At 71.1% G+C, this 15,364-nt stretch carries 13 protein-coding genes and 2 pseudogenes; 8 read left to right on the top strand and 7 right to left on the bottom strand.

The features are described from left to right. The first annotated feature begins 7 nt into the window (after positions 1-7). A complete protein-coding gene (locus ACZ6QQ_RS32725) occupies positions 8-223 on the top strand; it encodes an MbtH family protein (protein ID WP_465881539.1) in 216 nt (71 codons plus the stop codon). Positions 224-332: 109 nt separating this feature from the next. Here the strand turns inward: ACZ6QQ_RS32725 and ACZ6QQ_RS32720 are convergent, their stop codons facing one another. Further along, a complete protein-coding gene (locus ACZ6QQ_RS32720) occupies positions 333-4,118 on the bottom strand; it encodes an nSTAND1 domain-containing NTPase (RefSeq protein ID WP_465881610.1) in 3,786 nt (1,261 codons plus the stop codon). Between the two features lie 152 nt (positions 4,119-4,270). Here ACZ6QQ_RS32720 and ACZ6QQ_RS32715 point away from each other — a divergent pair, with 152 nt between their 5' ends. Then, positions 4,271-5,188: a hypothetical protein gene (locus ACZ6QQ_RS32715; protein ID WP_465881538.1), complete on the top strand. Its 918-nt coding sequence runs from the start codon at positions 4,271-4,273 to the stop codon at positions 5,186-5,188. Here ACZ6QQ_RS32715 and ACZ6QQ_RS32710 read toward each other — a convergent pair. Together ACZ6QQ_RS32710 and ACZ6QQ_RS32705 are read right to left on the bottom strand one after the other, a co-directional pair. Further along, positions 5,181-5,609: pseudogene (locus ACZ6QQ_RS32710) on the bottom strand (nuclear transport factor 2 family protein). The gene ACZ6QQ_RS32715 and the pseudogene ACZ6QQ_RS32710 overlap by 8 nt on opposite strands. Before the next feature lie 71 nt (positions 5,610-5,680). Then, positions 5,681-5,806, bottom strand: coding sequence for a hypothetical protein (locus tag ACZ6QQ_RS32705; protein WP_465881615.1), 126 nt, complete (start codon positions 5,804-5,806; stop codon positions 5,681-5,683). On the opposite strand from ACZ6QQ_RS32705, the gene ACZ6QQ_RS32700 reads away from it, so the two are divergent. From ACZ6QQ_RS32700 to ACZ6QQ_RS32685, 4 genes and pseudogenes are all read left to right on the top strand, one after another. Beyond that, the gene (locus tag ACZ6QQ_RS32700; RefSeq protein ID WP_465881608.1) at positions 5,757-6,101 is read left to right on the top strand and encodes a LysR substrate-binding domain-containing protein; all 345 of its coding nucleotides are present in this window, start codon (positions 5,757-5,759) and stop codon (positions 6,099-6,101) included. The two genes, ACZ6QQ_RS32705 and ACZ6QQ_RS32700, sit on opposite strands and share 50 nt — an antisense overlap. 395 nt (positions 6,102-6,496) lie before the next feature. Beyond that, a complete protein-coding gene (locus ACZ6QQ_RS32695) occupies positions 6,497-6,850 on the top strand; it encodes a hypothetical protein (RefSeq protein ID WP_465881537.1) in 354 nt (117 codons plus the stop codon). A gap of 101 nt (positions 6,851-6,951) precedes the next feature. Beyond that, positions 6,952-7,173: pseudogene (locus tag ACZ6QQ_RS32690) on the top strand (helix-turn-helix domain-containing protein); the annotation flags it as partial. Positions 7,174-7,296: 123 nt separating this feature from the next. After that, the gene (locus ACZ6QQ_RS32685; RefSeq protein WP_465881614.1) at positions 7,297-7,767 is read left to right on the top strand and encodes a hypothetical protein; all 471 of its coding nucleotides are present in this window, start codon (positions 7,297-7,299) and stop codon (positions 7,765-7,767) included. Between the two features lie 23 nt (positions 7,768-7,790). Here ACZ6QQ_RS32685 and ACZ6QQ_RS32680 read toward each other — a convergent pair whose 3' ends face one another. Next, positions 7,791-9,341, bottom strand: a complete 1,551-nt coding sequence (locus ACZ6QQ_RS32680) for a glycosyltransferase family 4 protein (protein WP_465881536.1) — start codon at positions 9,339-9,341, stop codon at positions 7,791-7,793. Positions 9,342-9,573: 232 nt separating this feature from the next. On the opposite strand from ACZ6QQ_RS32680, the gene ACZ6QQ_RS32675 reads away from it, so the two are divergent. After that, positions 9,574-12,006, top strand: coding sequence for a CHAT domain-containing protein (locus ACZ6QQ_RS32675; protein ID WP_465881535.1), 2,433 nt, complete (start codon positions 9,574-9,576; stop codon positions 12,004-12,006). A gap of 109 nt (positions 12,007-12,115) precedes the next feature. Next, the gene (locus tag ACZ6QQ_RS32670) at positions 12,116-12,658 is read left to right on the top strand and encodes a hypothetical protein (RefSeq protein ID WP_465881534.1); all 543 of its coding nucleotides are present in this window, start codon (positions 12,116-12,118) and stop codon (positions 12,656-12,658) included. Positions 12,659-12,688: 30 nt separating this feature from the next. Here ACZ6QQ_RS32670 and ACZ6QQ_RS32665 read toward each other — a convergent pair whose 3' ends face one another. Genes ACZ6QQ_RS32665 through ACZ6QQ_RS32655 form a run of 3 tightly spaced genes read right to left on the bottom strand, consistent with a single transcriptional unit; the run spans position 12,689 to position 15,200 of the window. After that, positions 12,689-13,780: a hypothetical protein gene (locus tag ACZ6QQ_RS32665; protein ID WP_465881532.1), complete on the bottom strand. Its 1,092-nt coding sequence runs from the start codon at positions 13,778-13,780 to the stop codon at positions 12,689-12,691. Continuing rightward, complete coding sequence (locus ACZ6QQ_RS32660) at positions 13,777-14,541, bottom strand: TauD/TfdA family dioxygenase (protein ID WP_465881530.1); 765 nt, start codon at positions 14,539-14,541, stop codon at positions 13,777-13,779. Before ACZ6QQ_RS32660 ends, ACZ6QQ_RS32665 begins: the two co-directional genes overlap by 4 nt. After that, on the bottom strand, positions 14,538-15,200 hold the full coding sequence (locus ACZ6QQ_RS32655; RefSeq protein WP_465881528.1) for a hypothetical protein: 663 nt from the start codon (positions 15,198-15,200) through the stop codon (positions 14,538-14,540). The genes ACZ6QQ_RS32660 and ACZ6QQ_RS32655 overlap by 4 nt, the downstream gene beginning before the upstream one ends. Between the last annotated feature and the right edge of the window lie 164 nt (positions 15,201-15,364).

The raw sequence follows: 15,364 nt of genomic DNA, 5'->3' as shown, positions 1-15,364 counted from the left end.
AGAAACGATGACCAACCCGTTCGAAGACCCGGACGGCACCTACCTGGTGCTGGTGAACGCCGAGAACCAGCACAGCCTCTGGCCGTCGTTCGTGGACGTGCCGGCCGGGTGGACCACCCTGCACGGCCCCGGTCCCCGGCAGGAGTGCCTGGACTATGTGGAGGCGCACTGGACGGACCTGCGGCCGCAGAGTCTCATCGACGCCATGGGTGCCGACCGGTAGTCGTCGTCCACGGTTGCCCGACGCGTCCGCGTCGGGCAACCGCGACCCACCGCCGACCGGTGGTCGAGCGGGAACCTCCGACCGGTGGGCGAGCAGGAAACGGCCCCGGTCAGTGGTCGAGCAGGAAGGCCCGGCGTTCGTCCGGGGTGAACGGCCGTACCTGCCGGGTCCCGGCGACGGCGAGGACCCGGTCGACCGGTCCGCAGACGTCGCAGTTCCAGGTGCGGACCGAGCCGTCCGAGTGGACGGTCGCGACGCGTTCGCCGTCGGGGCCGAACGCGAAGCCGAGCGGGCCGGGGCCGAGCGGGTGCACGGTGACCGGCTCGGTGGTGCCGGCACCCGTGTTCCAGAGCTGGATCCCGGTGAGCTCGCCGCCGCCGAGCAGCGCGAGGTGGCGGCCGTCCGGGGTGTGGGTCAGCCGGGTGGTGGCCGCACCCTGGCCGGCGGCGGCCAGCAGGGTGGCCGCGCCGCCGGTCGCCGGCCAGATCCGGATGGTGCTGTCCAGGCCGAGGCTGGCGGCGCTGTGACCGTCCGGGCTGAACGACACCGAGGTCACCGGCCCGTCGTGCCGGCCGAGCAGGACGCCCCGGCCGTCCTGCGCCGTGGCCGGGCGCAGTGACACGGTCCCGTCCTCGGCCCCGGTGACCACCCGCCGCCCGTCCGGGGCGAACGCGGCGACGGAACCGGCCGGGGCCAGCGATGCGGTGGGACCGCCGCCGACGGTCCCGTCCCAGACCCGCACGCCGCCGGGTCCGCTGGTCAGCAGCCGCCGGCTGTCCGGGCCGAAGACGATCCGGCTGGAGCCGGCGGCGTCGAAGGTCGCGGCCAGCGCACCGGTCGGCCAGTTCCAGACGCGTACGGTGCCGGCCGAGTCGAGGCTCGCCAGGCGGGTGCCGTCCGGTGCGAACGTCACCTCCAGCACCATGCCCGAATGCCCGCCCAGGATCGGTGCGCCGGTGGTGGCGGTGACCGCCGTGGTGCTGTCGCCGCCCGGTGACCCGAGGGTGGTGATCCGGACCAGTCCGTCGTCGATGCCGCCGGTGGCGAGGTGCCGGCCGTCGGGGCTGAACCGGGCCACGTGCGCCAGATCGTCGTGCGGGTGGGTGATCTCGGGGTGGAACGGCCCGTCGACGTCCCAGGATCGGATGGTGCCGTCCTCGCCGACGCTGACCAGGTGTCCGTCCGGTCCGATCGTGGCGGCCCGGACCGCACCGGCGTGACCGCGCAGCGGCACCGGGTCGCCGGGCGTCCCGGTGTCCCAGAAGCCGAGTACGCCGTACCCGTTGGTGGTGATCAGCCGTCGGCCGTCGGGGCTGAACGCCGCCGGGATGACCCCGCGCAGCCGCCCCAGCACCGTTGGCTGATCGTTTCCGGTCGCCGACCAGATCCGCAGTGTTCCGTCAGCACTGCCGGCCAGCCGGGTCCCGTCCGGGCTGAACAGCAGTTCGTCGGGGTCGACGGAGTCGGTCAGTTCGACCGGTTTCTGGGCGGTGTCGGTCAGGTCCCAGATCCGGGCCGGGGACTGCGCGGTTCCGGTGGCCAACCGTCGCCCGTCGGCCGACCACGCCAGTGTGTAGACACCACCGCGACCCCCGTACGGCAGCACCCGGGACACCGGAGCGCCGGCCAGGTCCCACAGCCGTACGGTCCCGTCGGCGTCCCCGGTCGCCAGCTGCCGGCCGTCGGGGCTGAACCGGACGTCGCGTACCGGTCCGGTGTGGCCGGACAGCAGCACCGGCCCCCGGTTCGGCGCCTCGGTGTCCCAGACCCGGACCACCGCGGAGTTGTAGGAGGCGGCCACCCGCCGACCGTCGTTGCCGATCGCCACCGCCCGCAGGTCCGTGCCCGGTTCCGGCAGCGGTGCGGCGGTACCGGGGGCGTCGGTGGCGTGCCAGACCCGGACGGTGCCGTCCGCGGTGCCGGCCACGGCGTGGAGCCCGTCCCGGCTCAGCGCCGCCGCCCGGTTGCGGGGGCCGAACACCGGTCGGACCGCGAGCACCCGCCAGTTGAGGGTGGCCTGCCGCAGCACCGTCTCGGCGCGGCTGTCCGGCCGGAACCGGTACGCCTCCCGCGCCAGCAGGAAGGCCAGCTGCGGATCGCGTTCCATCTGGGCCCGCGCCCCGGCGACGAGCTGCCCGTGCAGCGCGTTGTCCCGCTGGTCGGCGGCGCGTCCGGCCTGGATCACCGCCAGTGAGGCGAGCACGGTGACGACCGTCGCCACCCCGGCCAGGGTCCCGTGCAGGATCCGCGCCCGCCGACGTCGGCTCGCCGACCGTTGCTCCTCGGCCCGCCGGCTGCCGGTGAGGAACTCCCGTTCGGTGCGGGTCAGGCCGCCCGGCTGGCCGTCCGCCCAGGCCAGGGTCCGGGACAGGGCCAGACCGCGCAGCAGGGCCCCCGGATCGTGCTCCAGCGACTGCCACACCGAGGCGGCCTGGGTGAGCTGGCGGTGGGTGCGTACGCCCTCGCGGTCCTCGTCCAGCCAGTCACGCAGCCGGGGCCAGGCACCGAGCAGCGCCTCGTGGGCCACCCGGACCGACTGCCCGTCCACGGTGACCAGCCGGGCACCGGCCAGCCGCTCCAGCACGGACGCGGTGACCGGGTCGGCGTCGTCGAGTTCGGCGCGGTCGAGCCGGCGACTGGTCACCGGCTCGTCCCCGGCACCGATCTCCACCATCCGCAGCAGCACGTGTCGGGCGCAGCGGCGCTGGTCGGCGTCGAACTCCTGCCAGATCCGCTCGGCGGTCTGGGCGACCGCGCCGTCCATCCCGCCGGCCGCCTCGTACCCGGTCAGCGTGACCGCGCTGCCCCGGCGTCGCCACCACGCCTCCAGCAGTGCGTGCGAGGCCATCGGCAGGGCGCCGGCCCGCCCGGCCACCTGCGCGACGATGGTCGAGACCAGGGCCGTCTCGACCATCGCGCCGGCCCGCTCGGCCGGTCGCACCACGGCGTCGCGGACCTGCGCCGGGGTCATCGGTCCGAGCAGCACCTGTGCCTGCGCCAGCGCCGCCGGCAACTCCGGCAGCTCGGCGCACCGGCCGTAGAAGTCGGCCCGGACCCCGAGGACCACCCGCAGCCGGCTGTCCGGTGCCCGTACCGCCGCCAGCAGGGCACCGACGAAGCCGGTCCGCGCCCGGTCGTCCCGGCACAGCACGAACAGCTCCTCGAACTGGTCCACGACCAGCCACAACTCCGGGTCGGTCGGCTCACCGCCGACGGCTTGGCGGATCGCCAGGTGCAGGTGCGCCGGGTCGGCGGCCAGGTCGGTCCGCAACGCCCCGGCCGGTACGCCGGTCAACCGGGCCAGCCGTACCGCCAGTTCGCCGATCGGGTCCGCCCCCGGCGTCAGCACCTCCACCACCGGCCGAACGGGTTCCGCCGCCGCCGACCGGCCCGGCCCCGGTGCACGCCCGACCAGGGCCGCCGGTACGAGTCCCGCCCGCAGCAGGGACGACTTGCCGCTGCCGGAGGCCCCGAAGACCGCCACCAGCCGTTGCCCTGTCAACCGGCGCAGCAGGTCGTCGACCACGTCCTCCCGCCCGAAGAACCACTCGGCCCGCTCCGGCCCGTACGCGGCCAGCCCCTGGTACGGCACCTCCTGCCCGGCCCCGTCCGGGTCGGCCGTGGTCGTCGTGGTTCCCGCCGCGGCGGCCCGCCACCGCTGTTCCCACTCCGGGCCGTTCCCGCCGCAGGCGTTCACGTACGCCAGGGCGACGGCGAGCGTCGGCAACCGCCGGCCCCCGGCGGCCTCGGACAGGGTGGTGGAGGAGAAGTGCGCCCGTCGGGCCAGTTCCCGGTAACCCGGTCGGCCGGCCTTCTCCCGCAGCAGGCGCAACCCGGCCGCGAATTCCATGATCTCCGGGTCGCCCGGACCCAGCTCACCCTCCGGCCGTGGCACCAAGCCCCCAAAGGTCCATTCCGGTCCACCTTGTCCGCAGTTGATTGTCCGGCCCCGTGCCCCGAAGCCGGACAACGAGTCGGCGACTAGACATCGATCCAGCGGGTCCCGGACGGTGCCCGCCACCACACCCAACGAGGGGGAACCCAGCGATGTCCAAGATCTCCACCAGATTCGGACCGAGGGTGCTGACCAGCACACTCGGCGTACTCCTGGGCTTGACCGCCGTTGTCGTCGGGGTCGCCGCACCGGCGGCGGCCCGGTCGGCACCGGCGGACCGGGCGGGGACCACCGCGTCCGTGGTCCGGTTCAACGCCATCTGGGAACCGGGCGGCGACGGCCGGCCGACCGCGCACACCCACACCTCGGCCCAACTGCTCCAGCGCAACTCGGAACTGTTCGGCCTGGGCTACCGGATCGACTCACTGACCCAGGTCACACTGGACAACGGCGAGTTGCGGTACGACGCGATCTGGAAGCCCGGCACCGGCGCCAGCCCGTTCGTGGTCGGCTGGACCGAGGCCCAGTTCTTCGAGCAGAACTCGGTCTACTGGGCGCAGGGGCTGCGGGCCTGGCGGATCAACCGGTACCCGCACAACGGCACGTACCTCTACGACGCGATCTGGAAGCCGGGCACCGACGGCCGTCGGTTCGTCGTGGACTGGACGGCGGAGTCGTTCCGTGCCGAGGACGCCCGGATGCGGGCCCAGGGCTACCGGCTGATCCAGGCCAGCGGCGTACGCCAGGCCACGCCGTCGGGGAACGACATCCGCTACATCGGCATCTGGATGCCCGGTACGGACACCCGGCCGACGATCTTCGGTGCCACCTGGGACGAGATGAGCCAGGCGAACGCCAACCACTGGCCGGGCGGCTACCGGATGAAGTACCTCAACGTGTACCGGACGAGCACCGACGGCCTGCGCTACGACGCCATCTGGGAACCGGGTGGTGACGGCCGGCCGTTCGTCACCGCCTGGACCTTCTCCGAGCTGATGGCGAAGAACGCGGAGATGTGGGCGGCCGGTTTCCGGATGACGGTGGTCCAGCCGTACCTGAACTTCAACTGATCCGAGGTGAACCGGTGGGGAGGGCGGCCACGACCGCCCTCCCCACAACATGAGTCGCTTCTACGTTGGTGCGCCCGTCAACCGAGGAGTGCCGGTGGTAGACCTTGTTGGCGACGAGCCACCTGTCGTCGACGCGGACGAGCAGGAAGATGTCGGTGGAGGTGTATGCGCCGTGCCAGAGCGTCGTGGTCGCGGTCGCGACGGTGCCGAGGACATCGACGGAGTCGATGCGGCGGGAGCGGATCGGTTCGTTTGGGGCCGGGTGGCTGTGGAAGACAGTGCACTAATCGTCCAGGGGCCACGAGGCGAACGCGCCGTCCCGAACTCCCTCGATGTGCGCGCTGGGCAGGAACGCGTCGCGGAAGTGTGCGGGGTCTCCGGTGGCGTGTCCGCGGACGCAGGCGCGTAGCGGTTCGAGCACGGCGTCGTGTACGGCGGGGACGGTAGCGGCAACGGCGATGTCGGCCTGCTGGCCGGCGGGGGTATCGGAGGTCAGGCCGGTCGCACTGCGGAGGGGGTGTTTGACGCGGCGGCCAGCAGTGCCATGTCCTTCATCAGGGCGCCGATCGTGAACTCGGCCGTCGCGTGGCCGGCTGCCCTGGACGTCGCCGTCGTCACCGATGCGCCACCAGGATTACCCGACGATCCGCGTCTGCCACGACGATTCCTGGAGACGGACGAGATGGTCGTCGTCCTGCCCTTCGACCACCCGCTGGCCGGCCCGGACCCGGTGCGCATCGAGGCGCTGGCCGACCAACACGCTCACACCACGTCGCGACCCTCACCCGTCCACCGCCCCGCTGCTCGACCAGCTCACCCTCGCCTTCGGCCCGGTTCGTGGCCTGGGCCAAGCACGGGCCGACCGAGACGGGCGTCCACCCCTCGGCGGTGGAGGCTGCGGCATCGGAGGTGAGCCGACATCGTTGAGCGGGTCCGATCCACACTCAACGGCCCGGCCGGGCCAAAGCTCGCCATCCGCCCCGTACGCTCGTGCCGCCGCGCTGGGTGGTGTTCAAATGAACAGCCATACTGGCCTGCCGGCAGCTCGCGGGCGCGGCTTCTGCGGTGACCTGTTCAATCGGGGCTTACCGGGCCGGCCGGTTTCGTGAACACCCTGGGAGCGCCCTCCGGCGCTGAAAATCAACCCCGTATCGCGTCTCGTCACGCCTCAGCGTGGGTCGACCGTGCGGTGTCTCCTTCCTGTGACATGCGACAGGAAACACGTTCCGGAAAGGGGGCTGAGCGGTTGACGCTCATGGCAGTCGGCTGGTTGGTCTGCCAGCCCGGAAGTGCAGAGGAGAGTGCGCGATGTCGAAGAGCAGGGTTGCCTTCCGCCACCGTCTCGGGCGGATGGCCGCGATCGTCGGTGCGGTCGGCGCTTTCTTGGCGGTGACAAGTGTGCCGGCATCTGCGGCCGGCCCGTACATCAGCTCGAACTCCGGGGGTGCCAACATCCGAAGCTGCGCCAACACCGGTTGCACGTCCTACGGGTTCTACGGCAACGGCACGTCCGTGACGATGGCCTGCTGGACCGATGCCCAGTGGGTCTACCCGCCGAACTCCAACTATGCGTCGAACCGCTGGTTCAGGGTAACTGCGCCGACGGGCGGCTACATCCACTCATCGCTGGTCGCGGCCCAGGTGTCGACGCCCGCGTGCTGATCGTGGCGGTGGCCCGGCGGTCATTCCGTCCGCCGGCCACCGCCGTGCGAGGGTTGACCTTGATACAGTTACGACGTGTCTTGCAAAGACGACGCTGTGGCATGATGGCCGCGCGTGACGATGAATGCGAGTCACCAACCGACACTCCGGAACGGCTGGGGGAGTGCCTCCGCCGGTACCGGGAGGCCGCTGGGCTGTCTCTTTCCGGGCTCGCCCGGAAAGTCAACTACAGCCGTGGCTACTTGAGCAAAGTGGAGACAGGCCGCGCGCCGGGCAACGTCCAGTTGGCGGAGCGCTGCGACGAGGCGCTGGGGACCAGCGGCGTGTTGGCCAGACTTGCGCGAGCGCAGCTACGTGACCCGCGCCCATCCGAACGGACGGAGTCGCGCGACCGCACGCAGGACGCGCCGATCGGGTGGCCTCGCCAGCGTCGCCCCGACGAGGGGATGTTTCAGCACAGGCCCGACGAGCCACTGGCCCAGGCAGGAATGTCGGTCTCGTCGGCTACCGCTGTCGCGTTCATGCTCGCTCTCGACGAGGCGCACAACGCGTTGCGCGCCCTCGCCCGTACCGATCTGCCACCCCGGGCGCGGCGCGACCCGGCCAACGAGACGCTCCACGACGCGCGGGTGTACGCGCTCCGTGAGCGCCTCTTGGTGCTGGGCGCTGCGCCGTTGGTGAGCTCGGCCGAAGCGACCTTCCTGCGGCTCATCGCGGTTCGGGACGCGATCCGGGCCGGGGCGCGCCTAGAAGAGGCGGCCTACCACCGGGTCTACCATCCGTTCGCCGAGGCGCTGTGGGCCTTCCGGATGGCCGTGCGGGCCGACCTGGGACAGCCACCGTTGACCCCGGACGCGCTCGGCCGGCAAGACTGGTCGGATCGTGAACGATGCCGCGACTGTGGCGAGGTAGCCTAACCCTCCGCGCGAGACCTGGACAGTCAGGCGAGCGTACCCAGCACGGAGGCGGCAGCCTGGTCGCTGGTGACCCGCTCTGCCATGGTCTGTCGGATCCGTTCGGCGATGGCGAATGCACCTGCGGGGTCGCGCAGGATCCGCGCCGTCTCGAACGCCCAGCGCTTGGTGTCGGCCGACTCGTCGTCATCGACCGGCAGCACGATCAGCGCTGCGTCCCTCGGCGGTAGCACCTCGTGGAGCAGCATGCCCAGACCACTTCTCGCGCTGACGAGCAGTGGGGTGCCGGCGACGATGGCCTCGCGTCCGACCAGACCGAATGCCTCGGCGCGGGAGGGCATGAGAGCGAGGCACGCTCGGCGCAGGTCGGCCCGGAGTTCCTCCTCGCTGGTGGAGTAGGCCCGGGGGGTGACCTGCAAGGTACGCCGGTCCGCCCACTTGAGGACCAGGTCCCGTACCTGGCCGTGCTCCGTTGGTGGCACGCCCCGCAGCACCAGTTCCGGCTCGGTGCCGCCGAGGCTGAGCAGCTCCACTGCGTTTCCCACCGCTCGCGCCGCCAGATCGAGCCCTTTGACCGACCAGTCGTCGAGCCGACCCATGAGCATGACCTGGCGTTGGTGCCATGACGGCGGTACGCGGGGCGTCTGGTCGTCGAGCTCAAAGCCCGGGTCGATCCGCCCAGGGGCGCGGGTGCCGGGGTAGCCGGAAAGGTCGCGCTCAAGGAGACCGTGCAGCAGCGGTCCCACCCCGAAGGCCCGGTCTGCGGTGCGAGCCAGCTCGATGTCCTCCTTCCAACGGCCATCGGCGATCGCACCGGCGTCCGGCCGGTCACCACGCTGCCACTCGATGTGGTCTGACCAGGTGTGCACGATGTGTGCCCTGGCGGCCGACCGGAAATGGTCCTCCACCTGGATCCGGGCGTATCCGCCGGTGATCCGGCCGTGTCCGATGACCAGGTCGGGTACCCAACCGTCGGGCAGTCGCGGACGGCGGCCCAGCGCGTCCCGCTCGGCGGCGCCGGAGACCGGCGGAGGGGCGGCGACCAAGGTGACACCGCGTACGCGGGCGTGGCTGATCTCGTCCGGGGACGGCTGGGGAACAACGCACACGACCTCCGCGCCCATCCGGGCCAGCGCGGCGCAGAGTGACCGGTTGAACGTACTCAACCCGCCCTTGGCGGAGAACCAGTGAGTGTCCAGCGCCAGCACCCGGGGCGGTGGGCCGGCGGTACGGCCAGTCGGCTGGGCCGGCTCGGTGGCCCATCGGTCACCGCTCCAGGTCACTGGTCCTGGAGTGGGCCCTTTGGCCAGCATGGCAGCCAGCACCTCGGCTGCCCGAACCGGGTCACTGCCCCGGACAATCACCACCTGGTCGGTCCCGGGTAACTCCAACTCGACGAAGCCCGGCGCGGCCATGGACGCCAACCAGTCCCGCGCGGCCCGGGTGACCTGCGTGAGCCGATCTGCGCCGATCTCGGCGAGGCCGTCGAAGAGGGTGATCACCGCAGCCGGAAACAGCCGTTCCGGTTCGAGGTCCAGATGGCCCAGGTCGAAACCGACGCGTGGTGCGAGTCCCACAGCCGCCAGTCGCTCCGTGAGGTTATCCCGAGCGGAACCATCAATTTCCTCGACGAACTTGACTACTGCCCGCCCGGAAGCTGAGTCTGTCACGGACGTCATTGTGGCATTTCACAATCGATCTTACTTGGACGGTGGTGTGATCGACTCCGGACCATGCGCCGCTCTCCTCGATCAACTCGTTGATCCAATGGTCGCGCTACCGGACGACCACCTCTCCCGGCCTGCCGCCATGCGCCTGTATGTCGAGGGACAATGGGGTCTGCTGGCCGATCTGTGCCAGGAAGAAGCCACGGCCGCATGGCGCCAGCAGCGGGCGCCGATGGCGTTGCGGCTCCTGCTCGCCGAGAGCCGAGTTGCCCTGCGCGACGATGATCAGCGACGATGTCAGGAGGCGGTCGCGTTCGTCGCCCTCTGGCACAGACTCAGTAAGGGCTTCGTTGCCGCCGAGCTGTGGAACCGAATCCTGCTGCGGGAACCGTTGCATGCCGGCACCGCCTGGTTCCATTCGTACGCCTGGCGGGAACTGGCGGCGCTACAGGAGGCGGCAAGCCGGTACGAAACGGGTTTGTCCTACTGCGACCAGGCCGTCGCGGTGTGCCGCCGGTACGCCGATGCACCCCGTATCGGACAACAGCACGTCAAGGTCCTGATGCAGCAGGCGACACTGCACCGGCAGCGGGGCGAGGTGATGACCGCGCGGGACGTCCTGCGCGAGGCCCGCGAGCTCGCCGACCACCGGAACCTCGACGCGTTCACCCGTGGGTTGCTCTCGCACCGCGAAGGCGGACTGGAGATCGTGCTCGGGCGACCCGAGGCGGCACTCGGCGCGTACCGGCGAGCAGCCGCCGCCTTCGACGGCGTGAGCGAGGTGAACCTCCTGTCCACCCGGCTACGCGAAATCGGGGCGCTGCGTGCGCTGCGCCGGTTCGGCGAGGCGCTGCGGATCGCCGACGATCTGGCGAATCGGCTGCGCGTTTCCGGTGACATCTATCGACTTGGTCAGGTACTGCTGGAACGGGCCGAGGTTCTACAAAGTCGCGGCGAGCTGGCTGCCGTCGCGGCCACCCTGGCGGAGGCGCGGCCGTACTACGAACAGGCTGAGACGCTGGAGGCGCTGCGCTGGCACCGGCACATGGCCCGCACCCTGATCGCCTCGAACGGCGAGGCTGCGGTCATCGCCGGACACCTGGCCGCGGTCCTGCGGTTGGCCGGCCGACCAGAACGGCGGGACCTCAGCCGGACCATGCTCGCGCTGTACGACCTGCACCGGACGCCGACCACGGACCTCCTGCCGCCAGCGCTGCGACACGCGGCCGGCCGGGCTGCGCTCGTCGCCGCCGACCTGCAACGCAGTTCGTTGGTGGAGCCGGACGAGCGGTGGTCGCTGCATGCCGCGCGCGAGGAGGTGTACGCGGCGGCGTTGCTGGTACACACAGATCTCGACGAGCCGGAGGAGACGGCGCGCATCGCCGAGACCGGACGAGCCGATCTCCTGAACCAGGTGCTGGCCGACGGTACGGACGGGTCGACGGTGGCCGTGGCGCAGTCTCCTATCTCCGCACCGCCTGCTGATCCCGCGTTGGCCGACGAGGTCTTCACGGTGGCCCGGCTCGCCGCTGCGGCGATCCGCTCCGAGCGACCTGCCGCACAGGTGCCACTGCTGCCGTTGCCCGGACACCTGCCGTCTCCGGCCGTGCTCGACGCGATGGGCGACGTCGTGGTGGTGGTCACTCTCGGGCCGGGGTCGGACGGCTGGTGGTCGTCGGTGCTGGTCAGGCCCAGGCACGGGGCGTGGCGGTCGGCATTGTGTACTGCCTCGGCCAGCCTGGCGGCGCAGCTTGACGGTCTGGCTGCTGGCCGCGCACCACAACGTGGTCTGACCCGCGCCCTGTGGGACGAACTCGGCGCGTTCCTGCTGCCCGACTCGGCCATCTGGGACGGCTCACCGGAGCGCCCCAGGTCAGTGACGATCGTTCCGGACCCACGGCTGTGGCATCTGCCGCACGCGGCGCTGACCCGCGAGGGGACGTATCTCTGCGACGTGGCCGAGGTCACCCTGGCACCAAGCCTGCGGACCGTGGAGCTGCTGCTGGCCCGCTCGGCGGGGACCCGTGGGTCCGGCCCGGCGGCGACCGACCCGGTGGTGAGCCTGCTCGACGACAAGCTGCCCCGCCATTCCGAGTTGAAGTCCGCCCTGGACGGCTGGCCGGGCGGTCACCGGGAGCTTGTCGCGCTGCCGGGCGTCGACGACGGACCACCCCCCGCGCTGCTCTACGTCTCCGGTCACGGTGATCGGCCGGGTGCCACCGGGCTGCTCGGCCCCGACGGCGTGACGATGGACGCGCTTGCTTCCCGGCAACTGCCCAGGCTGGTCGTGCTGAGCGGCTGCTGGAGCGGCACGGCGTTGAGCCGGTACGGGTACGAGCCACTGAGCCTGGCCATCGGCGCGTTGATCGGCGGTGCGGATACGGTGGTGGCCGGCACAGGCCGGATCGGTGGCGTCGCCTCGGCGTTCGTCGGCAAGCACGTGGTGCGACAGGTCGGGCTGGGGGTCCCGGTGGTGACGGCGTTGCGCGACGCGCAGCGGGAGATCCGTGACGAGCATCCCGATCTCGGCCCCTTCGACTGGGCTGGTCTCTGTGTCGTCGGGATCCGCCAATGATCCGTCCACTGTCCGGGTAACCCGGCGCAGTCGGTGTTTCCTGACTCCCGATCGGACGGGAGACAGGAACGCGTGGCGAGTCCGGACACCACGGGCGGAGACTGAAAACGTGGAATGGATAACGTTTGTTGGTGCGATCTGCGGGGCCGTCATCGCCCTCGCCAGTGCGGTGACCGTGGAGTTGCAGCACAACCGTACGGAGCGTCGGCGCAATCGGGAAACCGAGCGCCTCGGGTATTGTCTCGACTTCGCCGTGGCGCTCGATTCGGCCCACAGCGCACTCCGTGAGGTCGCCCAGAGTGACGAGGATCCGTCGCACCGTCTTCGTTCCGCCAACCGCGTCGTCCACGAGGCTGACGTCTTCGCCGCACGAGAACGCCTGCTCGTGGCCGGCACGACGGAGATCGTCAAGGCCGGGGAGTTGGCCTACCAGGGGTTGATCGGGGTGCGGAACGCGGTCCGCTCGGGCGTGGCCCTCTCGTCGGGGGAGTACCACCGTGCGTACCACGAGTTCGCCGAGGCGATCTGGCAGTTCCGGATGGCGGTGCGCGCGGACCTCGACCACGCCCGGTTGGGGCCAGCCGACCTGGAGCGACAGAGTTGGTCCGAACGCGAGAACTGTCGCGGGTGTCGTGAGGTGGCCGGACGGTGAGCTGGTGGCGGCAAACGACGAAGGCCTCGATCACCTCGGCGGCGCTGGCATCGCAGCCCTGATCAGTGTCAACGCGGTCGTGAGGGTCGGACGTCGGGTGCCCAGTCCGGTGAGGCGGCATCCGTACTCGGCGGCGCTGGCCATGGCGCAGACGTGCATGAGGCCGAAGCCGGGTTGTCCCGCGAATTCGAGAAGCTGGTCGCCGAGCGACCCGACAGCGCTCGGGTACCGTCGTCGCATCGCCCCGACAGCGGCATCGATCGGCTGCCCGCGCCAGCGGACCCTCACCTCCAGCTCCACCCTGAGGAACCGTTCGAAGACGGCATGGATGAGCGCGTTCCGTATCCCGGCCTGCCGGGTCTCCGCCAGCGACGCCAACTCCTCGGCCATCGCCCACGATTCGCCGGCCAGCATCTGACGCGGCAGCGCTATCGGTAATCCCTGGTCCGGGCTTGTCGCGAGCGCGTTCAGATGCCGCAGGTGACCACCGTCGTGCACCAGATGCTGGCAGTGGAACAGCAGGTCGCCGTTAGTGTCGGGGTCGAGCAGATAGACATGGCGACCGGGAGAGATCTCGTGCCAGCGACGGAAGAGCAGGTCGGCGCCGGGGACCTCGATGACGGACACATGGGGCGCGGCCAGGGCGCGAATCCGCTCGCGCTGTTCCTCGGGGTCGGCGACTGCGGCCGCCCAGTCCACCGGATGGTTCTCGACGTGGGTATACAGGTCGGGCAGGGCCCGGATTGCCGCGTCGGCCAGCGACCGCACCGCCGCCGGATCCAGGCCGAACAGCGACGCCACGGGCGGTAGCCGGTCACCCGTCGACTCGCCCGCCGTCCCGGTCACCGCGACCGCCGCCAGGTCCGCCGGGATGTCACATGCCACGAGTACGCGCCGCAACCGGGCGAGATGCCGTTTCACGCCGTACGTCTCGTCGGCCTGCGGTGGCCGTCGGGCCAGTTCGGTGGCTAGGACCTCGACCGGCCGTGCGGGATCGCCGCCGAGCAGCGCCTCCAGCATGGCCAACTCGGTCATGTACCGGAACCACCAGCCCCGGTGGTGGTAGGAACCGTCCAACCGGGCCGCGAGTGACCGGTAGTCCATGTCGAGCCTCGTGATCATCCGGAGCACTGTCCGCTGGACGCGGCGGTGGCAGCCGTCAGTGGGTACGGCTCCCACCGCCACCGGATCCGCCAGAGCAGCCGCCGGTGGTCCTGGAACGCGGTCCGCGCGTGCAGCATCCGGGTGTTGTCGACCACAATCTCCTCGCCGGCGCGGAGCCTCAGTTCGACCCGGTCCACCACGCCGATGGCGTCCTCGAACGCCTGGATCGCCGGTCGTAGTCCGGGCCGGTGGAAACCGGTCAACCGCAGGCCGGCCGCGAGGGTGTCCGTCCGCCATCGGACGCGCCCCTGAGCGTCGATGATCCGCCCCCACGATGTGCCGTGCATCCGAAACGTCCGGGGAGCGGCAAAGGGGACGTCGACCTGCTGTAGCAGAGCCAGCGCCGCCGGATCGCGGCGTTCGAGCATGGCGATCACGTCGGCGGCGCGGATGAGGATACTGCTGCCGCCGCCGCAGGCCGCAGGCCACGCGCAGTGCAACACGAAGGCATCCTCCGGCCGATCGCTGTACTGGGAGTCGGTGTGTGGTCCGGCCGCCCGGGACGTCTGACTGAAGGTGGCGTCGGCGCCAGCCTCCGCGCTGCTGCGGACCGGCCAGACGAAACGGGCACCGTCCGGTGCCACGGGCAGGCCGATCGCTCGGACATTGCGCAGCAGCCGGCGCGGCCTGAGCGGTGCCGCGAACCGGTGCACCATCCAGCCAGCGGACGCGAGAGCGGTCCGCGCCTGCGCCGGGTCGAGGTCCCACAGGAGGGTCACCGCAGCACCTCCAGCCGTGTTGCCGCGCCGCCGGACCAGTGCACATGCGCGAGAAGGCGCGGGGCCGAGCGCACCCGCCCACTGCGCCACCAGGCCCGGTGCGGGAACCACAGCCGCTCCACCTCGACGTGCACCTGCTCGAACGACTCGTGCAACTCGAATTCGAGGTACGAGGCGAGCAGTTGGTGCAGGACTCCTCCCGGCACCCGTTCGGTCGCCGCCGACCACTGGATGGTCGTGCTCCTGCGCTGGTCGTGTGAGTCGGGGCGGCAGAATGTCAGGACCCACAAACCTTCAGCGATCTTGGCGACACCGCGAAGGTCGGGATGCGGGGCGGTGGCGACGGACCGCGCCCAGACCGTGGCCGGAACGTCATCGGTGGCGGCGCGCGACCGCTCCACCACCGGGCCGGGCTCGGGGTGCCCCGTCCCGATCTCTGCCGGCGAGGCGTCCACGCAGAGCATCCTCACCCCGTACGCCTGCAACGCACCCGTGTGCGCCGCAAGCCGGCCAAGCCTCCGTCGAATCACCCGCCGGATCTCCGTGGCGTGGGACGATCCGGCGATTGTGGCGGTCAACGGCAACTCGGTGGTGGCGGATGGCGGAACCGGCCGGGTGTGCACCGGAGCAGCCCGACGGCGCTGCACCTGCTCGGTCAAATTTCCTCCTCGGCTCCAGTCGGCGTACCTCAGGCTGCGGAGGGTCGGGCAGTTGCCGCCAGATGTTTCCTGTCGCCAGGCGCCACTGGCGACAGGCGACAGCCGGCTGAGTACTACGCACTCCCGGTCGCGAACCACTGGATCGCCGGCAGCGGTGAACACGG

The sequence above is a fragment of the Micromonospora sp. NPDC049529 genome, from assembly GCF_055586685.1.
Note: the sequence above shows the minus strand (reverse complement) of the source record. Positions and strands in the feature narration are given on the sequence as shown.